Genomic DNA, 22,066 nt, shown 5'->3' with positions numbered 1-22,066 from the left:
ACTCACATGTTCAACAAAGGACAACTGGCCGGCCTGATGAAGCAAGCCCAGGCCATGCAGGACAACCTCAAGAAGGCCCAGGATGAACTGGGCAACATCGAGGTGGAAGGCGAGTCTGGCGCGGGCCTCGTGAAGGTGGTCATGACCTGCAAGCACGACGTCAAGCGCATCACCATCGACCCCAGCCTGCTGGCCGAAGACAAGGACATGCTGGAAGACCTGGTGGCTGCCGCCTTCAACGCCGCCGTGCGCAAGGCCGAAGAGACTTCCAACGAGAAGATGGGCAAGCTCACGGCCGGCATGCCCGGCCTGCCGGGCGGCATGAAGTTCCCGTTCTGAGGCAGGCCCCAGCGGTTGTGCCGAACAGCCTGGAGAGGCCATGCCGGCTTCTCCAGCTGCCCACTCCTGTGGAGTGGCCATCGAGCGATCTGCCCCTGCAGATCGCTTTTTTTCTGAGACCCTTCTCCATTGAAAGGAAGCTGCCATGTCGGACGTGCAATCGCTCGATGGCCTGATCGAGGCCTTGCGCAGGCTCCCGGGTGTGGGCATCAAGTCGGCGCAGCGCATGGCCTTCCACCTGCTGCAGCGCGACCAGGACGGCGCGCGGCAACTGGCCCGTGCCCTGACGATGGCCGTGGAGTCGGTCACCCACTGCGAGCGCTGCCATACCTTCACCGAAGGCCGCATCTGCTCCATCTGCCAGGACGAAGGGCGTGACGCGGCCCGGCTGTGCGTGGTGGAGGCGCCCGCCGATATGGCGGCCATGGAGCGCACGGGTGCCTACCAGGGCTATTACTACGTGCTGATGGGGCGGCTGTCGCCACTCGACGGCATAGGTCCGCGCGATCTGAACCTGTCATCCCTGCTGGAGCGTGCCGGCGACGGCAAGGTGCAGGAGGTGATCCTGGCCACCAGCTTCACGGCGGAAGGCGAGGCCACGGCCCATGCGATCAGCGAGGCCCTGAAGGCGCGCGGCATCCATGTGACGCGGCTGGCGCGCGGCGTGCCCATAGGCAGCGAACTCGAGTACGTGGACCTCGGTACGATCGCCCATGCGCTGGTGGACCGCCGGTAGTGGCCGAGGCGGCTGGCGTTTCTTGTCTATTCATCAGGAGCCTGTATGCCGACCTCTGTCATCCTGCCGCCTGGCGGCTTCTCCATAGCGCATTGGTGCCTGCTGGTGGCGGCCCTGCTGCCGCTGGCCTGCGCCTACATCGCCAAGGCGCCCGGCATGAAGCACCGGCCGGGGCAGCGCGGTTTCGACAACCACGAACCCCGGGCCTGGCTGGCGCAGCAGACGGGCTACCAGGCACGGGCCAACGCGGCGCAGGCCAATAGCTTCGAGTGCCTGCCTTTCTTCATTGGCGCCTTGCTGGTTGCCTGGCAATTGGGTGCACCGTCCGCGCGTGTCGATGGCCTGGCCGTGGCCTTTGTTGTGTTGCGTATTGCCTACATCGCCTTCTATGTGACGGACCGCGCCACGCTGCGCAGTCTGGCCTGGGCGCTGGCGCTGGTGGTGAATCTGCTGCTGTTTTTCGCGGGCTACCGCTGAGGCCTGGGTGAGGGCCGGGCGCGTGTTCACCGCGCGCCGTGCTGGCCCTGAAGCCTACGGTGTTTCACATACGGGCAAGCACCGATGCTGTGCATGCGGGCTCTGGGCATGATCGTGTTGCACTGCAGCAAAATAACCACCATGTCTTCCCACGTGCTTGATCGCCGAACCTTGTTGAGCCTCATGGGGCTGGGTTCCCTTTGGTCGTTTCCTTCCCTCGGTTCGGCCGAGCTGGTGACGATTTCCGTGGGCGGTCAGGGCCTGCTGTATTACCTGCCGCTGGTGATTGCCCAGCAACTGGGGTACTTCGAGGCCGAGGGCCTGACCGTGCGCATCGATGACTATCCGGGCGGGTCGCAGTCGCTGCAGGCGCTGGAATCGGGCGCCGCCGATGTGTGCGCGGGTGCCTATGAACACACGCTTGTCGCGCAGCAGCGCGGCAGTGTGCTGCGTGCCTTCGTCGTGCAGGGGCGTGCGCCGCAGATTGCGCTGGGCGTGTCCTCGCGCTGGATGCCGCGCTACCAGACGCTGGCCGACCTGCGCGGGCGGCGCGTGGGCGTGTCCTCGCTGGGCGCATCCACGGCCCGGGCCGTGCAACTGATGCTGCTGGGCGATGGTCTGGAGGCCGATCTGGTGCAACTGGTGGGTGTGGGCTCGGGGCCTGACGCCATGGAGGCGCTGCGCACCGGGCGCGTGCATGCGCTGTGCCATGCGGACCCGCTGATGAGCGTGCTGGAGGACAAGGGAGCCGTGCGCATCGTCAGAGACCTGCGTGATCTGCGCAGCAGCGCACAGCTGTACGGCGGCTCCATGCCCTCGGGCACGCTGTACGCGACCCAGGCCTTTTTGCGCAAGAACCCTGCCAAGGCCCAGGCGCTGAGCAATGCCATGGTCCGATCGCTCAAGTGGCTGCAGACCGCCGCGCCCATGGATGTGCTCAGGGCCGTGCCTGCACCCTATCTGCTGGGCTCGCGGCGCGCCTATCTGTCGGCCTTCGAGCACATGCGCACCACGATCTCCCCGGATGGCCTGATGCCCGATGACGGGCCTGCCACGGCCCTGCGCGCCCTGGTCCGGCTCAACCCTGCGCTGGCGCGCAGCGGTATCGACCTGGAGCGCTCGTTCACCAACGAATTCGTGCGGCAGTCCCGCCAGCGTTTCCATACCTGAGCCCCGGGCCGCACGCAAAAGAGCCCGCGAAAGCGGGCTCTGTGGAGGGGGCAGTGAGGGTGCCTTCAGCGCCTTTCGCGCCTTCAGCGCTTTTTCACCTTGGATGGCTTGCCGCCACGCGGCGCCGTGGTGACCGACACCTTGGCATTGCGGTTTTGCGGCTGCACGGCTACCTTGCGCGCGGTTCCGGTGGACTTGGCCGCCCGGGCATTGCCGCCGCTGCTGGCGCGCACCGGCAGGTAGGCCACCAGCGATTGGCCGGCATGCAGGGTGGCGGAGGACTTCAGGTCATTCCAGTCCGCCAGATTGGACGCGCTGACGCCGTAGCGGTTGGCCACGCTGATCAGCGTGTCGCGCTTGCGGGCCTTGATGGTGGTGCGGCGCGTGACGATCTCGGGGGCAAAGCTGATCTGGCCGTTGTCGGCCACGTGGCCGGCCACGTCGGCACGCACATTGGCGCCGCGCGGCACCATGAGCGCGGAGCCGGCCTTGATCAGCATGCGGGGCGGGATGTTGTTGAGGGCGCGCAGGTCGGACTCGCCCAGGCCCACGCGCTGGGCCGCCTCGGCCACGCTGATGGTGGAGGGCACGGTCCACACGGTCCAGCTCGCGTACTGGCCTTCGTCGAAGGCCTGCATGTTGCGGCGGAACACCTTGGCGTTGTCCCAGGGCAGCAGGATCTCCGGCGTGCCGGCGGCAAAGATCACCGGCTTGCGGAAGCTAGGATTCAGCGCCTTGAAGTCATCGGTCGACACGTCGGCCAGCTTGGCCACCAGTTCCACGTCGATGTCACGGGTGATGGTGACGGTCTGGAAGTAGGGGTGGTTCTCGATCAGCGGCAGCTCGGTGTTGAATGCATCGGGGTTGGCCACGATGTTCTTGACGGCCTGCAGCTTGGGCACGTACATGCGGGTCTCGGCCGGCATCTGCAGGTCGGTGTAGCCCGTGGGCAGGCCCAGCTTCTCGTTGCGCTTGATGGCGCGGCCCACACTGCCTTCGCCCCAGTTGTAGGCGGCCAGGGCCAGGTGCCAGTCGCCGAACATGTCGTAGAGCTTTTGCAGGTAGTCCAGCGCGGCGCGCGTGGAGGCCAGTACGTCGCGGCGGTCGTCGCGGAAGGCGTTTTGCTTGAGGTCGAAATAGGTGCCGGTGGCCGGCATGAACTGCCACATGCCGGCCGCCTTGGCGGTGGAGACGGCCTGCGGGTTGAAGGCGCTCTCGATGTAGGGCAGCAGCGCCAGCTCGGTGGGCATGTTGCGCCGCTCCAGTTCCTCGACGATGTGGAACAGGTACTTGCTGGAGCGCTCGGTCATGCGCTGTATGTAGTCGGGCCGGCTGGCATACCACTGCTCGCGGTCCTTGACCAGATCCTGGTCCAGGTCGGGCATGGCGAAGCCCTGGCGAATGCGTACCCACAGATCGCCCGTGGTCTCCAGCGAGGCCACGCCGCCGTTGCCGGCGCTGCCTGTGCCCAGCGGGCTCAGCGGTCCGTTGGGGTACATCGGGGAGTGCGGTGCGGTGCTGGGGGCGGGGGCCGTGCTGGCCAGGTCCGGGCTGCTGGTGGTGGCGCAGCCCGCAAGAGCCAGCAGGCTGCCCAGCAGCAGGGTGTGTAGCAGTTTCATCAGAAGACGTTTTTCCATTGGCGCAGGCCGGCCAGCACGCTGGCGGGGTCCTGCTGTCTCACCTGTGCGTCGAAGCCTGCGGCGGCGGCGGCCACTGCGGATTCGCGCGTTCTAAGAAAGGGATTGATGGAGCGCTCGGTCTCCATCAGGGAAGGCAGCGTGGGCCGGCCGGCCTCGCGCAACGCCTGACAATGCCTCTGGTAGTGAGCCAGGGCCTGGTTGTTTGGTTCCACGGCCTGCGCAAAGCGCAGGTTGGACATTGTGTACTCATGTGCGCAGCAGACCAGGGTGTTGTCCGGCAGCGCGGCCAGATCGTCCAGCGATTGCTGCATCTGCTGCGGCGTGCCTTCGAACAGGCGCCCGCATCCCCCTGAAAACAGCGTATCGCCGCAGAACAGCACGGGCTGCGCCTGCGCCGCCGTGCTGTAGAAGGCGATGTGGCCGCTGGTGTGGCCGGGCACGTCAATGACCTGCCAGGGGCCGCCCAGGGCCTGCACGGTATCGCCACCCTGCACGCGCTGCACGGGCTCGGGCAACTGCTCGTAGGCGGGGCCCCAGACCTGGGCGCCCGTGGCCTGGCGCAGCTGCGCCACGCCGCCGACATGATCGGCATGGTGGTGGGTGACTAAAATGCCCTGCAACTGCAAGTCCAGCTGGCGCAGGCTGGCCAGCACGGGCGCTGCATCGCCGGGATCGACGACCAGGGCCTGCCCTGCGTCGTACAGCAGCCAGATGTAGTTGTCGGAAAAAGCGGGGATGGGCAACAGGTTCATGAGCAGCAAAATTATAGGGACGCATCACTGGACGCAATCTGCCCTCGGCCACTACCTGCTGGAATGGGAGCAGCAGCGCTGCGACGAGGCGGTGGCCGATATTTTCGGCTATCACAGCCTGCAGTTGGGCATGCCCATGCTCCAGGGGCTGCGCGCCAATCGCATGCCGCACCGCTGGCTGGCCCTGGATTCCATGCAGGATGCGGTGCCAGCCGAGGCAGTGCCGCCGCTGGAGGTGCCCGTGGCGCTGCTGGCCGATCCGGCCGCGCTGCCGTTTTCCGAGGCCAGCCTCGACCTCGTCGTCATGCCGCACACGCTGGAGACCTCGCCGGACCCGCATGCCGTATTGCGCGAGGCGGCCAGGGTGCTGATGCCCGAGGGCCGTATCGTCGTGTGCGGGCTCAACCCCGCCAGTCTGCTGGGCGTGCAGCGCCGTGCCGAGCGCGGCGTGTATCTGCCCGATGTGGGCTGGGGCGTGGGCTACTGGCGGCTGCGCGACTGGCTGCGATTGCTGGCCTTCGAGATCGAGGCCGTGCAGTTCGGCTGCTATCGTCCTGCCGTGCAGACGGATCGCTGGCTGCGGCGCTGGCAGTTCATGGACCGCGTGGGGCGGCTGGGCTGGCCCATGCTGGGCGGCGTGTACTGCGTGGTGGCCGTCAAGCGCGTGCCGGGCGCACGCATGCTGGAGCCTGCCTGGCGTGGCCGCGCAGCCGTGTCGGGCGCCTCCGTGCCTGTGGCCCACCGCATGCCGGCGCAGGCGGTGCAGGGCAGCGATTCGCATTCCAACCGGCCTGAAGGCCGGGCCATTCAACCCAAGGAAATTTTTTGAATCAAGTTGTTATCTACACGGACGGCGCCTGCAAGGGCAATCCGGGTCCCGGCGGCTGGGGCGTGGTGCTGGAGGCCGGCAGCGCCAGGAAAGAGCTGTTCGGCGGCGAGCTGAACACGACCAACAACCGCATGGAGATGATGGCCGTGATCGAGGCGCTGTCCGCGCTCAGGCGGCCCTGCGATGTGGTGCTCTACATCGACAGCCAGTACGTGCTCAAGGGCATCACCGAATGGATCCATGGCTGGAAGGCCAAGGGCTGGAAGACGGCCTCCAAGGAGCCCGTCAAGAACGTGGAGCTGTGGCAGCGGCTGGACGCCCTGGTCCAGGGCGGCGGCCACCGCATCGACTGGCGCTGGGTCAAGGGCCACGCAGGCGACCCTGGCAACGAGCGGGCAGACGCCCTGGCCAACAAGGGCGTGGACCAGGCACTGGGGCGCTGAGCGCCTGGTGCGGGGGCGGGTGCAATGCCCGTCCCTTGCTTCCACCTCCCGAGACCTACCTACAACGCGGTAGATGAAAACCCCAGAACCAGAATTCGGCCCGCGCAGCTAATATTTCCATAAGTGGAAATTAATTCGCGCCTTGCCAGGCATCTTCCGTGGCGTGGTGTTCAAAATTGCCACTTGTGGAATTTTTTTACCCATCTCACGATGAAAGAGCCTTGCGATGAAATACAAAGCAATTGCCGCATTGGCGATGCTGGGCGGCGCGGGAGCGGCGCTGGCCCAGAGTTCGGTGACGCTGTACGGCAGCATGGACCTGACCATGCCCTGGATCAGCGATGTGCGCGGGAGCCGGCTGACGCGCATGGATTCGGCCATTTCCCAGCCTGACCTCTGGGGCCTGCGCGGCTCGGAGGATCTGGGGGGCGGCATGAAGGCCTCGTTCCAGCTGGAGAACGGATTCCTCACGGACATCGGCTCGCCGATCTCGCCGACCAGCTACTTCAACCGGGCTTCCTGGGTGGGTCTGGACAGCGCGTCGATGGGCTCGGTACGGCTGGGTCGCCAGGTCGATTTCACGGCCGGCACGCTGAGCCAGTGGGGCAACGGCTACCAGCTCTACAACTTCTATCTCTACCACCCCGGCAATCTGGACGGCCTGTCCAGCCAGTTTCCGGTGGACAACTCCGTGGTCTACCTGACGCCCAGCATGGGCGGCATGCAGTTCGGCGCGCAGTACGGCTTTGGCGAGGTGCCGGGCCGCTCGCAGGCCAACCGTACCTACAGCGTCATGGGCAGCTATTCCAGTGCCAAGCTCAATCTGGCCGTGGCCTACACCGATGCGCGTGGCCGTGCCTTCGATATCGCCGGGCGCACGGGCCTGGCGAACGCGCTGGGCCAGGACCTGGTGGCGGGCCGGCCGCTGGTGCTCGACACCTTCCAGGTGCTGGGCATCGGCGGCGGTTACCAGCTCGATGCGCTTCCGGTCCGGCTCAACGCGCTGCTGACGCGCTCCACGCTCAAGTACGGCGGGGCCTCCAGCAACATGAGTGCCCTTGACCTGGGCCTGGCCTGGCAGACCAGCCAGTCCGTGACCATCAACACGGGCTACTCCTTCAGCCGTTTCGAGCAGACGAAGTGGAACCAGGTCCACCTGGGCGCGCGCTACGCCTTCTCCAAACGCACGCAGCTGCATGCCTCGGTCACGCACCAGCGCGCCTCGGATGGCGTGGCGGCGATGAACTCCGTGGGCGTTGCCAGCGGGCGCACGCAGACCGTGATTGCGGCAGGCATACACCACTCGTTCTGAGAGGCATGAGACATGCAGCCCCGGCGACGCGGGCGCATTGGAGACTCCACGATGAAATTCACCCTCAATTCCCGAAGCGTTGCCTTTGACGGCGACGGGCAGACCCCGTTGCTGTGGGTGCTGCGCGATCACTTCAAGCTGCCCGGCACCAAGTTCGGCTGCGGCATCAGCATGTGCGGGGCCTGCACGGTCCATGTCGATGGCGAGCCGGTGCGCTCCTGCGTGCTGCCCGTCTCGACGGTGGGCGGCAAGGCGGTCACGACCATCGAAGGGCTGTCCAGCAACCGTTCCCACCCCATCCAGAAGGCCTGGATGGACAAGGACGTGCCGCAGTGCGGCTACTGCCAGTCCGGCATGGTCATGGCCGCTGCCGCGCTGCTCAAGACCCATCCACAGCCCACCGATGCGCAGATCGACGAGGCCATGACCAATCTGTGCCGCTGCGCCACCTACCACCGCATCCGGGAGGCCATCCATGCCGCAGCGTCCAAGCAATGAACGGGGCCGCACGGCCGGCTCTGCCATCTCGCTGCGGCGCAGGCATCTGCTCCAGAGCGCTGCTGCGCTGCTGGTGGCGCCTGCTGCCGGCAGCCTGCTGATTCCGCTGGCGCAGGCCGCGCCAGCGGAGGCCGGTGCAGCGGCAGCAACGGCCTCCTCCATCGGCGACTGGGTCTGGATCGAGCCTTCGGGGCAGGTGGTGATCGGCGTGTCGCAGTGCGAGGTGGGCCAGGGCATCTACACGGGCCTGCCCCAGGTGCTGGCCGACGAGCTCGATGCCGACTGGGCCAGCGTGACCGTGCGCTTCGTCACCGGGCGCGACGCCTATCGCAACGATGCGGGCGAGATGCCGTTCCAGCAGTTCGTGGGCGCGTCGATGTCGATGAACTATTTCTACGAGCGCATGCGCCTGGCCGGTGCCCAGGCCCGTGATGTGCTGCTGCGTGCCGGCGCGGCCCGGCTGGGCGTGCGGGCATCCCAGTGCAGCACGCGCGCCGGCCGCGTGCTGCACTCCGCGACGGGCCGCAGCGTGGGCTACGGCGAGATCGTGGCCGATGCCTCCAGGCTGCCCCTGGCCGCGCGCCCGCGCATGAAGTCGGCTTCCGAGCAGGGCCTGATCGGCCGCAACCTGCGCCGGGTGGACACCCCGGCCAAGGTCGATGGCAGCGCGGTCTTCGGCATCGATGTCGAGGTGCCCGGCATGCTGATCGGCGCCGTGCGCATGGCGCCCAGCGTGACGGGGCGCATCGTGCGCATCCGCAACGAGGGCGAGGTGCGCGCGCGCCCCGGCGTGCATGCCGTCGTGCGCACCACGCAGTGGCCCGACCCTGAGCCCAGCACCGTGGTGGTGGTGGCCGATTCGTACTGGATCGCCAAGCAGGCCGCCGACGCGCTGGACATCGAATTCGACGCCGGCGCGGCGGCCGGCGTGGACAGCGAGCGCATCCATGCGCAATTCGTTGCAGGCCTGGCCAGCGACAAGGCTGTCGTGGCCCGCAGCCTGGGCAAGCCGCGCGAAATGCTGGCGGCGGGCAAGCCGATCACGGCCGACTACCACTCGCCCTACATCACGCACGCCACCATGGAGCCGCTGGCCGCCACTGTCCATGTGCGCGACGGCGAGGTCGAGACCTGGGGGCCCTACCAGGGCCAGGACTTCCTGCGCGGCGAACTGGGCAAGGCCTGCGGCGTGCCTGCGGACAAGGTCATCGTGCACACCACCTTCCTCGGAGGCAGCTTCGGGCGCAAGTACATGCCCGACTTCGCCTTGCATGCGGCAGCGGCATCCAAGGCCGTGGGCCGGCCCGTCAAGGTCATCCGCTCGCGCGAGGACGACATACGGCATTCCTACTACCGGCCCGGTGCCTCGGGGCGGCTGAGTGCCGTGCTGGGCGCCGACGGCATGCCGGCCGCGCTGCATGCACGCATCTCGGGCCAGTCGCTGTACGGTGCCATCAACCCCAAGAAGATGGCCGATGCCGGCGGCTGGGACGAGACCATGGTCGAGTCCATCTACGACCTGATCTACGGCGTGCCCAACCTGCTGGTGGATGCCGTGGACGTGCAGCAGCCCATACCGCTGAGCTATCTGCGCAGCGTGGGCACCACGTCCAGCGTGTTCTTCCTGGAAAGCTTCATCAGCGAGCTGGCCCACACCGCAGGCGTGGACGACTACCAGTACCGGCGCCGCCTGCTGGCCGGCCAGCCGCTGGCGCTGGGCGTGCTGGATGCGGCGGCCAAGGCAGCGCGCTGGGAGCAGCCCGCGCCGGCAGGCCTGCACCGCGCCATGACCTTCAACGTCTACACGGGGCGGGGCGAGAGCTTCCAGACCTTCGTCGCACTGGTCATGGAATTGCGTGTTGTGGAAGGCCGCGTGCGGCTGGAGCGCGCCATCTGCGCCATCGACGCGGGCCGCGTGGTCAACCCGGGACTGGTCAAGGCCAATGTCGAAGGCGGCATCGGCTTTGCGCTGACCAACACCTTCAAGAGCCGGCTGGGCTTTGACAAGGGCGTGGTGCAGCAAAGCAATTTCCACGACTACCCGCTGCTGCAACTTGCCGAAATGCCCCGCGTGGAGGTGGTCCTGGTCGAAAGCGACCGGCCGCCCCAGGGCTGCGGCGAAGTGGCCCTGGGCCCCACGGCGCCTGCCGTGGCCACGGCCCTGTTCCATGCCACCGGCCGCCGGTTCCGCTCCATGCCGCTGCCGCAGGACATCGCGTCCACCTGATCACCACCCCAACCCGTTTTTTTCGAGAAAAGGAATTTCATGCAAGTCGAACACATCACCCCGTGCATAGGATCGGAGATCTACGGCATCGATCTCTCGGACCCGGCGCAGGTGCATGACCATGCGGACGCGCTGCGCCGGCTGCTGGCCGAGCGCCAGGTCATCTTCTTCCGCGACCAGACGCTGGACCCTGCGCAGCAGGTGCGCGTGGCCCAGGTGTTCGGCAAGGTAGAGCCCGTGTCCTCCACCTTTCCCTCGCACCCGGACGATCCCCATGTCGAGCTGCTGATCAGCCAGGGCACGCGCACCGGCACCGACATCTGGCATGCCGACCTGACCTGGCAGACCAAGCCGCCCGCCGGTGCCTGCCTCTACGCCGTGGACGTGCCGCCCACGGGTGGCGACACTATGTGGGCCAGCATGACCACGGCCTTCGCCTCGCTGGCGCCCGAGCTGCAGGCCTATCTGCGCAAGCTGCGCGCCACCCACAACTGGGAGGCGCCAGCGCTCAGGCAAAGCCTGATGCGCCGAGATCCGTCTGGCGAGGCCTATCGCGCCACCCGCCTCAAGCATCCGCCGCTGGAGCAGCCCGTGGTCCTGGAGCACCCGGTCACCGGGCTGCCTGTGGCCTTTGTGAACTCGCTCTACACCACGCACATAGAAGGCGTGACCAGCGACGAGAGCGCGGCCCTGATCGCCATGCTCAGCGGCCTGGCCAAGGTGCCTGAATGGCAGGTGCGCTTTCGCTGGCGCAAGGGCTCGGTGGCCATCTGGGACAACCTGGCCACGCAGCACTACGCGGTCAATGACTACCACCCCGCAGCGCGGCGGATGCACCGTGTGGCGATACGCCAGGCGTGAGCCCGGCAACGACCTTTGCTGACAATGAAAAAACCACGATGAAAGCCCTCTCCATGAAAGCGAAACGCAGAACGCTCGCCCTGGGCGCGGCCATGGCCCTGGCGCTGCTCGCCGGTCCGGCGCAGGCCCAGACCTACCCCCACAAGCCGGTCACCATCGTCGTGGCCTACCCCGCAGGCGGCGATACCGACGCGCTGGCGCGGCTGCTGGGCGAGAAGCTGTCGGCCCGCATCGGCCAGTCCGTGCTCGTGGACAACCGCGCGGGCGCAAGCGGCACCATAGGCAGCAGTTTCGTGGCCAAGGCACCGGCCGATGGCTACACGCTGCTGCTGGCGCCCAATACCTTTGCCATGGCCCAACTGGTGCTCAAGCTGGGCGCGGGCCACGGCTACGACGTGCTCAATGGCTTCACGCCCGTGATCGAGGTCGGCTCCACTTCGCTGTTCCTCGTCGCCGGGCCCGGTGCGGGCGTGCGCAGCTTCAAGGAGGCCATCTCCTCCAGCCAAGGCCGCTCGCTGGGCTATGCCACGCCGGGCAACGGCTCGCCCATGCACTTCCTCGGCGAGATGGTCCGGCGCGCCACGGGCGCCCGCTTCGAGGCCATACCCTACAAGGGCGTGGCCCCGGCCGTCACCGATGTGGTGGGCGGCCATGTGCCCTTCACCTACAGCACGCTGGGCTCCATCGCTCCCTACCTGCCCGGCGGCAAGCTGGTGGCGCTGGCCGTGGCCGACGCCCAGCGCTCACCGCTGGCGCCCGACGTGCCCACGCTGGCCGAACTGGGCTACAAGGACGTGGAGCTGACTGCCTGGTATGGCCTGTTCGGCCCCAGGAACATGCCCGCCGAGGTGGTCAAGCTGCTGAATACGCACCTCAACGAGATCCTCAGGATGCCCGACGTGGTGGCGCGCATGGCCACGCTGGGAACCGTCCCTGTGGGCGGTCCGCCCCAGCGCCTGGGCAAGACCAATGCCGGCGATTTCGAGCGCTTCGGGCGGCTGGTCAAGGAACTGGGCATACAGCCGGACTAGATCGAACAGGCGCTGAACGAAAGGAGGGAGGAAGCAGCGGGCGCCGGCGCAAGTCATCCCGGGTGGTGGCCCGGGGAAGGAGGGTGGTCTTGCGCCGGCGCATCCTGCCTGATGCGCTCGGCCAGCAGGTGGGACATGAAGCGCAGGTAGCGCTCGATCTGCTGGTCTGCCTCGGGTCCCTCACCGAACAGCTCGGCCAGCAGCGGCCGTGCCGTGGGCAGGAAGGCCGAAATGCTGAGGATGGCCAGGTGGATGAAGCGCGGGTCCACCTGTGCCGGGTGGCTGGCCTGTGCTCCGTTCATCAGCATGGTCGAGGTCAGCTCCAGCCCGCGCCGCGTGATGCGCTGCAGCGGCGTGCCCGAGGGCGGCGGCTCTTCTTCGCTTTCGTAATGGTAGATCTCGGAGAGCGCCAGCCGCTCGAACTGCGGGTGCTCGCGCATGAAATCCAGCCGCAGCAGCAGGCGCTGGTAGACGCGCTCTTCCACCGTACCCTGCGTCCTGAGCGCCACTTCCATGCGGTTTTGCAACTCGCGCATCAGGGACTCCGTCACCTCTTGCAGCAAGCCCTTGAGGCTGCTGAAGTAGTAGCGCACCAGGGCACGCGTGACACCGGCTGCCGCCGCGATTTCCAGAATGCTCAGCTGCTCCGGTGTGCGGGTCTTGAGCAGGTTGACCGTGGTCTGCAGGATGATGTCCCGTCCCACGGCATCGTCGGCCAGCGGGCGGCCGCTGTTGCGGCGGGGCTTCTTGGGCGCGGATTCGGTTGGCTTCTTTTGAGGCGGCATGCGGGCCATTGTCGGCGATACACAGGCAGCGGCCGCGCCGCAAGCGTCAGGGCTGGGCGGTGATGCGGGCCAGCGCGTCCGCGATCTCGCGGGCCTGCTGGGGCCGCACCAGCCTTTGCACCTCCTGCCCGTCACGCAAAAAGATCAGGGTGGGCCAGAGCTTGACGCGGTAGCTGCGACCCAGGGCCCGGCCGGGGCCGTCTTCCACCTTGATGTGGGCCACCTGCGGGGCGGCCTCCAGCGCCTGGGCAATCAGCGGTTGCGCGCCCTGGCAGTGGCCGCACCAGGCGGTGCCGAACTCCAGCAAGGTAGCGCCGGGCAGCGTGTCGACGGTGCTGCGATCGGGGGCGTCGGTCAGGTGCTTGGACTGGAAGGGCATGGGAATCTCCTGTCAGGGAAAGGCCTGCAGCGGCAGGATGGACACGGTTTCGCCGGCTTGCACGGCACCGCGCTCATGTTCGAGCACGATGAGGCAGTCCGCCTCGGCCATGGAGCGCAGCACGCCCGAACCCTGCGGCCCGGTGGTGCGCACCAGGCAGCGGCCATCGGCGCCTGTGGACAGAAGGCCGCGCTGGTACTCGGTGCGGCCCGGCCGCTTGGACAGCGCATGGGCAGCCACGGCCTGGGGCAGGGCGGCCGGCTCGGCAGCCGCCTGCGCAGCGCCCATGAGCTGCAGCAGCGCCGGACGGACAAAGACCAGAAAGCTGACCATGGCGGCCACGGGATTGCCAGGAAGGCCGATCAGCACCGTGGTGCGTGCAGGCGTGCGGCTTGCGGCAAACGGCGTGCCCGCATCGGGCTGCAGCAGGCCCACGGCCAGCGGCCGGCCGGGCCGCATGGCCAGTCGCCAGAAGTGCACGCAGCCCATGCGCTGCAGCATGGCGCGCGTGTGGTCGGCCTCGCCTGCGCTGATGCCGCCGCTGGTCAGCACCACGTCGGCCAGGGAGGCGGCTTCGCGCAGGCGCTCCTGCAGGGCCTCGGGCTCGTCGGCCACCACGCCCAGGTCCAGCACCTGCACGCCCATGCGCTGCAGCAGGCCGATGAGGCTGAAGCGGTTGCTGTCGTAGACCGCACCCTCGCGCGGTGCCGTGCCGGGGTGGAGGATTTCATCGCCCGTGGAGAAATAGGCCACGCGCAGCCGCCTGCGCACGCGCACCTGGGGCTGGCCCAGGCTGGCGATCAGGCCCAGGGCCGCGGGATGCAGGCGCTGGCCCGCCGACAGGGCCACGCGGCCCAGGCTCAGGTCCTCGCCGCGCAGGCGCCGGTTGTCCCCGGCACGCACGCTGCCTGCCGGAATGCCGATGTGGTCAGCGCCTGCGGACACGGTGCGTTCATGCGCGACCACCGTGTCCAGCCCGCTCGGCAACACGGCGCCGGTCATGATCTTGATGCACTCGCCAGCCTGCACGGTGCCATGCCAGGGTTTGCCGGCCAGGGCCTGGCCGACCACGCGCAGCACCAGCGGTGCAGCGGGCGAACCGGCGTGAGCTGCCTGCAGCTGGCCGCCATCGAAGGCATAGCCATCCATGGCGGCGTTGTCATGCGCTGGCACATCGACGGGGGAGACGATGTCTTCGGCCAGCACGCGGTCCAGCGCATCGGCCAGCGCCAGCGTCTCCATCTCTGCCACCGGGCCCAGGGGCTGAAGCAGGCTGGCCAGCTGTGACAGGGCCTGATCGACCCTCAGGTCCTGGGTGGATGCGGTGGTGGGGGATGCGGGCTGGAAGGATGCTGTCATCAGAACGGAATCCGGTTGGGCAAGGCGGCGTGCGGGCCGGCGGCGCGGGGCACTACGACGGGGTGGCTGCGGCGCGCGCCAGCGCCTGCAGCTCCTGCTGCGTGTTGGCGTTGGCAAAGGCCAGCGGGCTGTCGCCTGCGCGGTCGAAGAGGGCCGTGGCGCAGCGGTGCTGGCCCGTCCATGCATCGATCTTGCGGCCGCCCGAGCGTATGAACGATTGCAGACTATCACGCAGCGATGACCGCATCAGGCAGAACACGGGCTGTGCCCGCAGCAGGGATTGATCTGCGTCAAGCGAGCGCTCCCAGCCATGGGCGACGACGATGTCGGCCGCAGGCTGCTGCGACAGCGCCGCCTGCACAAGCCGCTCCACAAGGTCCAGCGGGAACAGCGGCGTATCGCAGGGCACGCAGACCAGCCAGGGCGTCCGGCAGTGCATCAGGCCGCTCAGGAAGCCGGCCAGCGGGCCGGGATAGTCGGGTTCGGCATCGGGCCAGACCGGCGCACCGTGGGCCGCGCCCAATTGCGCATAGGCCTCGGCATGGCGGTTGGCGTTGATCAGCAGATGCCCGACCTGGGGCGCCAGGCGGTCCAGCGCATGGGCCGCCAGCGGCTGGCCCAGAAAGGGCTGCAGCCCCTTGTCGATGCCGCCCATGCGCATGCCGCGCCCGCCTGCCAGCACGCAGCCCGTGATGTCGTTCAGGGGCAGGGGGGCGTGCAGGGGAGCGGGATGGGAAGAAGGGGGCATGTGGGGCGGGAGGGAGCAGCGGGAAAAGGAGTAGGGGGCGGGGCGGCGATGGCAGGGCGCCGACGCCCCGCGCACGCCGCACGGATCAGCCGCCGATGTAGCTCATCTCGATGCGCCTGCGCTGCGTGCCCGTGCTGGCCGGCAGGCTGGCGCGCAGCTCGGAGTAGCGGTCGCTGCGCTGCTGCCAGATGGGGGCCAGCGCGGAGGCGACCTCGGCATCGCTGGCGCCGCTGCGCAGCAGGCTGCGCAGGTCCCAGCCTTCGGAGGCGAACAGGCACAGGTACAGCCGGCCTTCGGTGGACAGGCGCGCGCGGTTGCAGTCGCCGCAAAAGGCATGGGTGACGCTGCTGATCACGCCGACCTCGCCCAGCGACGGGTCATGCAGGCCGCGCGCGTCGGCATAGCCCCAGCGCACGGCCGTCTCGCCGGTGGCGCTGGGCTGCAGCGGCACCAGGGGCAGTTCGGCGCGCAGCCGGGCGATGACCTCGTCGGAGGGCAGGACCTCGTCCATGCGCCAGCCGTTGGTCGCGCCCACATCCATGTATTCGATGAAGCGCAATGTCACGCCCGTGCCCTGGAAGTGGCGCGCCATGGGCAGGATCTGGTCTTCGTTAGTGCCGCGCTTGACCACCATGTTGACCTTGATGTTGGTCAGGCCCGCAGCCTGAGCCGCCTCGATGCCGGCCAGCACGTCGGAGACCGGGAAGTCCACGTCGTTCATGCTGCGGAACACCGCGTCGTCCAGCCCGTCCAGGCTCACGGTGACGCGGTTCAGGCCGGCGTCCTTGAGCGCGCGGGCCTTGCGGGCCAGCAGGGAGCCGTTGGTGGTCAGCGTCAGGTCCAGCGGCTGGCCGCCGGGCGTGCGCAGGGCGGAGAGCTGCTCCACCAGCGTTTCCACGTTCTTGCGCAGCAGCGGCTCGCCACCCGTCAGCCGGATCTTCTGCACACCGTGCTGCACGAACAGGCGCGCCGTGCGCGTGATTTCCTCGAAACTCAGCAGCGAGCCGTGCGGCAGGTAGCTGTAGTTCTTGTCGAAGACTTCCTTGGGCATGCAGTAGCTGCAGCGGAAGTTGCAGCGGTCGGTGATGCTGATGCGCAGGTCGCGCAGCGACCGGCCAAGCCTGTCCTGCAGATCGCCGGTGGGCGTCTGCAGCAGACTTGGCACGGCGGCCGGGCGCGTGGGGGAGCGCTCGTCGACCAGGGGGATCACTCGTTCTGCCATGCCTGCGATTTTGCCCGAATGCCTATGTCCAGGCACTGCGCAAGCCTGCAGTTCTTGATCTGTGTCTAGACGCAGCGCGCTCCGTCCACCTCGATGCAGGTGCCGCTGATGAAGGCGGCCTCGTCGCTGGCCAGATACAGCGCGGCATTGGCCACGTCCAGCGCTGTGGAAAAGCGGCCCAGCGGAATCGTTGCGCGAAAGCGCGCGCGGCGCTCTTCGTCCACCGGGCCGCCGGCAAACTCGGCGGCCAGGCCGGTGTCGGGGTTGAAGACGGGGTTGATGCAGTTGACGCGGATGTTCTCGGGCCCGAGCTCGGCCGCCATGGACTTGCTGGTGATGATGACGGCACCCTTGGAGCCGTTGTACCAGGTCAGCCCCGGCCGAGGGCGCAGGCCTGCCGTGGAGGCGATGTTGATGAAGCTGCCGCCGCCAGGGCGGCCATCGGCCAGCGCCGGGTTGGCGCGCATGGCGGGCACGCCGTGCACGGCAGAAAGGTAGATGCTCTTGACGTTGATGGCGTAGACGCGGTCGAACTCGGCCTCGCTGACTTCGAGCATGGGGCGGTTGCGGTGCGTCCAGCCCGCGTTGTTGATGAAGGCGTCGAGCCGGCCATGCGCCTGCAGCGTGGCCTGCACCAGGGCCTTGACCTGTTCGCTGCGTGTCATGTCCGCCTGCACGAAAAGTGCCCGGCCGCCTTCGGCGGTGATGGCCTGTGCCACGCGCGTGCCGGCCTCGCGGTCGATGTCGTTGACGATGACCCGGGCACCTTCGGCGGCCAGCCGCTGGGCGATGCCGGCCCCGATGCCGCTGCCGGCGCCTGTGACGATGATGGATTTGTCCTGGACACGCATCGGGCTTTGCTCCTCGGTCGGGGGTCAGGCCCCCTGGGTTTCGGTGGTTGCTGTGGTCGCCGGGATCTGGGGCGCGCCGCCTGTGCCGGGCTGCCAGCCCACGAATTGCGGGTAATAGCGGGCCACGCCGGGGCCGTTGAAGTCCCAGCCCAGGCACTGGCCCAGGTGGCGTGGCGGCTGGCTGGGTTCGGCATCGCCAAAGACGCCCGGTACGGACTGGAAGGCGGCCGTGGCCATGTTGAACAGCAGCTCGCGCAGATGCGTGCAGCTGGCCACGCCGCCCAGGTTCTCGTTGATAGCCTTGCGCCAGCCGCGCGCCATGCTGCAGCCCACCATTTTCTGCAGGGCCCGCGTGGCCTCGGGGCAGTGGCCCAGCGGGTGGGAATCCATGACGACTTCGATGGCCTGCACCGCCAGGCGGGCATCGACCGTGGTGCGTATCCACATGTGGTGTATGGCCGTGCCGGCGGGCATGTGGCGGCCGCCGCTCAGTTCGATGTCATGGGTCTTGCTATCGCGCAGCTCGCCTTCGATATCCCAGAGGCCGTCGGCGCGGGCGTAGCTGCGGTAGCGCACGTCGCGTTCATGCTGGGGCGTGCGGTCGGGAATGGGGGACAAGGGCATGGGGGAAGCTGTTCTTTCTGTCGCGGGCTGCCGGCTGGCGCCGGGCATCCCGCGATTTTCCGTCATGCGCGAAGATCAGCCATGCCGTATGGCGACGGTCTTCAGCGTGGTAAAGCCGTAGAGCGCCTCGAAGCCCTTTTCGCGGCCATGGCCGCTGGACTTGACGCCGCCGAAGGGCAGCTCCACGCCGCCACCCGCCCCGTAGTTGTTGACGAAGACTTGGCCGCAGCGCAGGCGCCGCGCCAGACGCAGCTGGCGCGCGCCGTCGCGCGTCCACAGGCCGGCCACCAGGCCGTAGGCCGTGCCGTTGGCCAGTTGCACGGCATGGTCCTCGTCATGGAAGGGCATGGCGCAGAGCACGGGGCCGAAAATCTCTTCCTGCGCCAGCCGGTGCTCGGGCGGCACGTCGCGCAGCAGGGTGGGCGCCTGGTAAAAGCCGCTGTCGGGCGCATCCTCGACGATCTGGCCCTGCGCCACCACGGCAATGCCGGCCACCTGGGCGTCGGACAGGAAATCCCAGACGCGCTGCTGCTGGCTGGCGCGGATCAGCGGCCCCAGGTCCAGGTCCATGGCGGCCGGGCCCACGCGCAGCGCCTCGAAGGCCTGGCCCAGGCGTTCGAGCAGCGGCTCGTAGATCAGCGAGTCGATCAGCACGCGCGAACCTGCCGAGCAGGTCTGGCCCGCGTTCTGCACGATGGCGTTGACGATGGCGGGCACGGCGGCATCAAGGTCCGCGTCTGCAAACACGATCTGCGGGCTCTTGCCGCCCAGCTCCAGCGTGACGGGGCAGTGGCGCTCGGCAGCCGCCTGCTGGATCAGCGTGCCCACGCCGGGGCTGCCTGTGAAGCTCAGGTGGTCTACGCCGGGATGGCGCGCCAGGGCCTCGCCCACCTCGTGACCCAGGCCGGTGACCACGTTGAAGGCGCCGGCTGGAAAGCCTGCCTCGGTGGCCAGCCGCGCCACGCGCAGCACGGACAGGCAGGCGTCTTCCGAGGGCTTGACCACACAGGTATTGCCCGCGGCCAGCGCCGCGCCCACGCTGCGGCCCAGAATCTGCATGGGATAGTTCCAGGGCACGATGTGGCCGGTCACGCCGTGGGGCTCGCGCCAGGTCAGGGCGCTGTAGCCCTGCTGGTAGGGCAGGGTCTCACCGTGCAGCTTGTCGCAGGCGCCGGCGTAGAACTCGAAGTAGCGCGCCAGCGCCAGCACATCGGCACGGGCCTGGCGCGTGGGCTTGCCGCAGTCGCGCTGCTCAATGGCCGTGAGCTCATCGGCATGCTGGAGCACGCTGCCCGACAGGCGCATCAGCAGGCGCCCGCGCTCTGCGGCAGAAAGCTTGCTCCAGACGCTGTCCTGGCACTCGCGCGCCGAACGCACGGCCAGGTCGATGTCCTGGGGCGAGCCGCGCTGCAGCTCGTCGAAAGCCTGCCCGTCCGACGGGTCCAGCACGGGGATCGTGCGTCCCGACTCCGTGGGCACGGACGCATTGCCGATGTAGTGGTATTGCATGGAGCCCGATTGTGGGGTGCCCGCGCCGCTTGTCCAGTCCCGGGCGTTGCTGCGTCCCCTCGATCGCCTTGGTGGCTCCAGCGGCTTCAGTGGCTTCAGTCCTCGGGCCAGCCCGCGTCGCGCAGGCCCTGCCGGTCCAGCACCTCCATCTTGCCGCGCCGCAGTTGCAGGCAACCGGCCTGCTGCAGCTCCTGCAGGATCTGGTTGGTGGTCTGGCGCGACAGGCCCAGCATGCGCGCCAGCTGTTCCTGGGAAACATCCAGCTCGCGGCGCCAGCGCTGGCGGCCCTGGCCGTCCGGCTGCCACTGGTCAAAGCCTTCGGCCATGCGCACCAGGCGCCGCGCCAGGCGCTGCGGCGCAGGCAGCAGCGTGTGCTCCTCCAGCGCCATCAGGCACACGCGCAGCTTGTCGGTCAGCAGCAAGGCCAGCACCTGCCAGTGTTCGGGATGGGCCGCCAGCCATGCCTGCAATGGGGCCTGGGGCACGTGCAGCACGGTGCAGGCCGTGGCTGCCTGGGCATCGTGGGTGCGCTCGGCTCCATCGAACAGCGCGATTTCCCCCAGCCACATGGGCGGCTCCACCAGGGTCAGCAGCGCCGTGCGGGCTTGCTCGCCGCAGGCGGCCGTTCCCGAGATGCTGAGCGCACCACGCGCCACCGCATAGAGGCCGCAGGGCGGGTCGCCGCGCCGGAACAGCCAGTCGCCTGCCGCCAGCGTGCGGGGCTGGGCCAGTGCCTTGAGCTGTGCGCCCAGCTCCGGCGGCAGGGCGTGGAACCAGCGGCCCGCCTCGATGGTGGCCCAGAGATCGGCCATGCCCGGCGGGCCGGCCGCAGCACGGCGCCGTACGCCGCGCGGGGCGGCGTGGGCTGCCGGAGCTGCCGGGGCGGGTGCGGGTAAGCCCGAGGTGTGCGATGAGGCTTGTGTCGGATCCATGACAGACGCCAATCCTTGATGACACCACCATGGTTGCGCAACATCCACCGCAGGTGCAGCCTATGAAAACCCTCATCGACCAACTGTCCCAGTACGCGGACTATCACCGTGATCCGCGCAACATCCTCACGCACTTCGTCGGCGTGCCGCTGATCATGTGGGCGGTGGTGATTTTGCTGGCCCGCCTGCAGTGGGCTGCCCCCTTGGGCGATGGCCTGCCCGAGCTGCCATTGAGCCTGGCCCTGCTGGCGGCACTGGCGGCAGGCATCTACTACTGTCTGCTGGACCTGCGCTACGGCATCGCCATGGCCCTGGTGCTTGCCCTGATGCTGGCGCTGGCCCAGCCCATCGCCATGCTGCCGATGGGGGCTTGGCTGGGCTGGGGCCTGGGCATCTTCGCCGTGGGTTGGGTGATCCAGTTCGTGGGCCATTACTACGAGGGCCGCAAGCCGGCTTTCCTGGATGACATCGTGGGCCTGGTCATCGGGCCGCTGTTCGTGCTGGCCGAGCTGGGCTTTGCCCTGGGCCTGCGCCGCGAAGTGCAGCATGCGGTGGAGCTGCGCAGCGGGCCCGTGCAACGGCGCGCGGGCGGCGCACACGCCTGAAAACGGCCCGGGCGCTGCAAGCTTGGCGCAGGCTTGCCGCCGTAGCATGGCAGGCGTTCCTGCGGAGCCATCCGTGGGGGCGTGTGCCTGCGCCTAAAATCACGCTGCTATCCCCCTGCGGGGGCTTTTTTGTTTCAACTCTCCTCATCCATCATGTCTTTCGACAAAGTCACACCGGGCAAGAACGCTCCTGAAACCTTCAACGTGGTCATCGAGATCTCGGCCAACTCCGATCCCATCAAGTACGAAGTGGACAAGGAAAGCGGCGCCGTCTTCGTGGACCGCTTCATGGGCACGGCCATGCACTACCCGGCCAACTACGGCTATGTGCCCCAGACGCTGTCCGGCGACGGCGATCCGGTGGACGTGCTGGTGATGACTCCCTTCCCGCTGCCCCCGGGCGTGGTCGTGGCCTGCCGCCCCATCGGCATCCTGCTGATGGAAGACGAGTCCGGCGTGGATGGCAAGGTCCTGGCCGTGCCCACGCAAAAGCTGCTGCCGGCCTACGACAAGATCAACACGCTGGAAGACATCCACGAGATCACCCTCAAGCAGATCCAGCATTTCTTCGAGCACTACAAGGACCTGGAAAAGGGCAAGTGGGTCAAGGTTCTGGGCTGGAAGGGCGTGGACGAGGCCAAGAAGGAAGTCGTGGACGGCATCGCCAACTACAAGGGCTGATCCCTTTCACTCCCGTTGAGGGAGTCTCAACTGCGCTGAGGTAAATGCCCGCTTCG

General features: G+C 68.1%; 24 protein-coding genes. 13 read left to right on the top strand and 11 right to left on the bottom strand.

Annotated features, from left to right (window positions below; translation table 11 throughout):
• Positions 1 to 6 precede the first annotated feature (6 nt).
• From BO996_RS22815 to BO996_RS22800, 4 genes are all read left to right on the top strand, one after another.
• Positions 7 to 339, top strand: coding sequence for a YbaB/EbfC family nucleoid-associated protein (locus BO996_RS22815; RefSeq protein WP_012206701.1), 333 nt, complete (start codon positions 7 to 9; stop codon positions 337 to 339).
• A gap of 145 nt (positions 340 to 484) precedes the next feature.
• A complete protein-coding gene (gene recR, locus BO996_RS22810; protein WP_034396114.1) occupies positions 485 to 1,075 on the top strand; it encodes a recombination mediator RecR in 591 nt (196 codons plus the stop codon).
• Between the two features lie 45 nt (positions 1,076 to 1,120).
• Entirely contained in the window at positions 1,121 to 1,552 is a 432-nt protein-coding gene (locus BO996_RS22805) for an MAPEG family protein (protein ID WP_012206699.1), read from the top strand.
• Positions 1,553 to 1,636: 84 nt separating this feature from the next.
• On the top strand, positions 1,637 to 2,722 hold the full coding sequence (locus BO996_RS22800) for an ABC transporter substrate-binding protein (RefSeq protein ID WP_012206698.1): 1,086 nt from the start codon (positions 1,637 to 1,639) through the stop codon (positions 2,720 to 2,722).
• Between the two features lie 83 nt (positions 2,723 to 2,805).
• Here the strand turns inward: BO996_RS22800 and BO996_RS22795 are convergent, their stop codons facing one another.
• Both BO996_RS22795 and gloB read right to left on the bottom strand, forming a co-directional pair.
• Positions 2,806 to 4,341, bottom strand: coding sequence for a transglycosylase SLT domain-containing protein (locus tag BO996_RS22795; protein WP_012206697.1), 1,536 nt, complete (start codon positions 4,339 to 4,341; stop codon positions 2,806 to 2,808).
• On the bottom strand, positions 4,341 to 5,114 hold the full coding sequence (gene gloB / locus BO996_RS22790) for a hydroxyacylglutathione hydrolase (RefSeq protein ID WP_012206696.1): 774 nt from the start codon (positions 5,112 to 5,114) through the stop codon (positions 4,341 to 4,343). The genes BO996_RS22795 and gloB overlap by 1 nt, the downstream gene beginning before the upstream one ends.
• On the opposite strand from gloB, the gene BO996_RS22785 reads away from it, so the two are divergent.
• The 7 genes from BO996_RS22785 (at position 5,113) to BO996_RS22755 (ending at position 12,315) form a co-directional block, all read left to right on the top strand.
• Positions 5,113 to 5,943, top strand: coding sequence for a class I SAM-dependent methyltransferase (locus BO996_RS22785; protein ID WP_071956487.1), 831 nt, complete (start codon positions 5,113 to 5,115; stop codon positions 5,941 to 5,943). The two genes, gloB and BO996_RS22785, sit on opposite strands and share 2 nt — an antisense overlap.
• Positions 5,940 to 6,386, top strand: coding sequence for a ribonuclease HI (rnhA, locus tag BO996_RS22780; RefSeq protein ID WP_013801482.1), 447 nt, complete (start codon positions 5,940 to 5,942; stop codon positions 6,384 to 6,386). Before BO996_RS22785 ends, rnhA begins: the two co-directional genes overlap by 4 nt.
• Before the next feature lie 226 nt (positions 6,387 to 6,612).
• Positions 6,613 to 7,698, top strand: coding sequence for a porin (locus tag BO996_RS22775; protein WP_047218951.1), 1,086 nt, complete (start codon positions 6,613 to 6,615; stop codon positions 7,696 to 7,698).
• Between the two features lie 51 nt (positions 7,699 to 7,749).
• Positions 7,750 to 8,196, top strand: coding sequence for a (2Fe-2S)-binding protein (locus BO996_RS22770; protein WP_012206692.1), 447 nt, complete (start codon positions 7,750 to 7,752; stop codon positions 8,194 to 8,196).
• Positions 8,174 to 10,423, top strand: coding sequence for a xanthine dehydrogenase family protein molybdopterin-binding subunit (locus BO996_RS22765; protein ID WP_071956486.1), 2,250 nt, complete (start codon positions 8,174 to 8,176; stop codon positions 10,421 to 10,423). Before BO996_RS22770 ends, BO996_RS22765 begins: the two co-directional genes overlap by 23 nt.
• Positions 10,424 to 10,462: 39 nt before the next feature.
• The gene (locus BO996_RS22760; RefSeq protein WP_012206690.1) at positions 10,463 to 11,284 is read left to right on the top strand and encodes a TauD/TfdA dioxygenase family protein; all 822 of its coding nucleotides are present in this window, start codon (positions 10,463 to 10,465) and stop codon (positions 11,282 to 11,284) included.
• 53 nt (positions 11,285 to 11,337) lie between these two features.
• On the top strand, positions 11,338 to 12,315 hold the full coding sequence (locus BO996_RS22755; RefSeq protein WP_013801486.1) for a Bug family tripartite tricarboxylate transporter substrate binding protein: 978 nt from the start codon (positions 11,338 to 11,340) through the stop codon (positions 12,313 to 12,315).
• Positions 12,316 to 12,368: 53 nt separating this feature from the next.
• Here BO996_RS22755 and BO996_RS22750 read toward each other — a convergent pair whose 3' ends face one another.
• The 9 genes from BO996_RS22750 to BO996_RS22710 form a co-directional block, all read right to left on the bottom strand.
• Positions 12,369 to 13,100: a TetR/AcrR family transcriptional regulator gene (locus BO996_RS22750; RefSeq protein ID WP_224986460.1), complete on the bottom strand. Its 732-nt coding sequence runs from the start codon at positions 13,098 to 13,100 to the stop codon at positions 12,369 to 12,371.
• Between the two features lie 46 nt (positions 13,101 to 13,146).
• On the bottom strand, positions 13,147 to 13,479 hold the full coding sequence (locus BO996_RS22745) for a thioredoxin family protein (protein WP_012206687.1): 333 nt from the start codon (positions 13,477 to 13,479) through the stop codon (positions 13,147 to 13,149).
• Positions 13,480 to 13,491: 12 nt separating this feature from the next.
• Complete coding sequence (moeA, locus tag BO996_RS22740) at positions 13,492 to 14,838, bottom strand: molybdopterin molybdotransferase MoeA (RefSeq protein WP_071956485.1); 1,347 nt, start codon at positions 14,836 to 14,838, stop codon at positions 13,492 to 13,494.
• A gap of 52 nt (positions 14,839 to 14,890) precedes the next feature.
• Positions 14,891 to 15,586, bottom strand: a complete 696-nt coding sequence (mobA, locus tag BO996_RS22735; RefSeq protein ID WP_071956484.1) for a molybdenum cofactor guanylyltransferase MobA — start codon at positions 15,584 to 15,586, stop codon at positions 14,891 to 14,893.
• An 85-nt stretch (positions 15,587 to 15,671) separates the two neighbouring features.
• Positions 15,672 to 16,808 (bottom strand): GTP 3',8-cyclase MoaA, encoded by a 1,137-nt coding sequence (gene moaA / locus BO996_RS22730; protein WP_013801490.1) that lies wholly within the window; start codon positions 16,806 to 16,808, stop codon positions 15,672 to 15,674.
• 65 nt (positions 16,809 to 16,873) lie between these two features.
• Positions 16,874 to 17,659 (bottom strand): SDR family oxidoreductase, encoded by a 786-nt coding sequence (locus BO996_RS22725; RefSeq protein WP_071956483.1) that lies wholly within the window; start codon positions 17,657 to 17,659, stop codon positions 16,874 to 16,876.
• Between the two features lie 24 nt (positions 17,660 to 17,683).
• Positions 17,684 to 18,283 (bottom strand): DUF2889 domain-containing protein, encoded by a 600-nt coding sequence (locus tag BO996_RS22720; protein ID WP_071956482.1) that lies wholly within the window; start codon positions 18,281 to 18,283, stop codon positions 17,684 to 17,686.
• A 75-nt stretch (positions 18,284 to 18,358) separates the two neighbouring features.
• Positions 18,359 to 19,792, bottom strand: a complete 1,434-nt coding sequence (locus BO996_RS22715) for an aldehyde dehydrogenase family protein (RefSeq protein ID WP_047218958.1) — start codon at positions 19,790 to 19,792, stop codon at positions 18,359 to 18,361.
• A 95-nt stretch (positions 19,793 to 19,887) separates the two neighbouring features.
• Positions 19,888 to 20,724 (bottom strand): Crp/Fnr family transcriptional regulator, encoded by an 837-nt coding sequence (locus tag BO996_RS22710; RefSeq protein WP_013801494.1) that lies wholly within the window; start codon positions 20,722 to 20,724, stop codon positions 19,888 to 19,890.
• A 62-nt stretch (positions 20,725 to 20,786) separates the two neighbouring features.
• Here BO996_RS22710 and BO996_RS22705 point away from each other — a divergent pair, with 62 nt between their 5' ends.
• Complete coding sequence (locus tag BO996_RS22705) at positions 20,787 to 21,329, top strand: Mpo1 family 2-hydroxy fatty acid dioxygenase (RefSeq protein WP_071956481.1); 543 nt, start codon at positions 20,787 to 20,789, stop codon at positions 21,327 to 21,329.
• A gap of 153 nt (positions 21,330 to 21,482) precedes the next feature.
• Positions 21,483 to 22,010, top strand: coding sequence for an inorganic diphosphatase (gene ppa / locus BO996_RS22700; protein ID WP_012206678.1), 528 nt, complete (start codon positions 21,483 to 21,485; stop codon positions 22,008 to 22,010).
• The last annotated feature ends 56 nt before the right edge of the window (positions 22,011 to 22,066 follow it).

Source organism: Delftia sp. HK171, from assembly GCF_001886655.1.
In the GTDB taxonomy this organism is placed as follows: Bacteria; Pseudomonadota; Gammaproteobacteria; order Burkholderiales; family Burkholderiaceae_C; genus Comamonas; species Comamonas acidovorans.
This window is presented reverse-complemented; position numbering and strand designations above follow the sequence as displayed.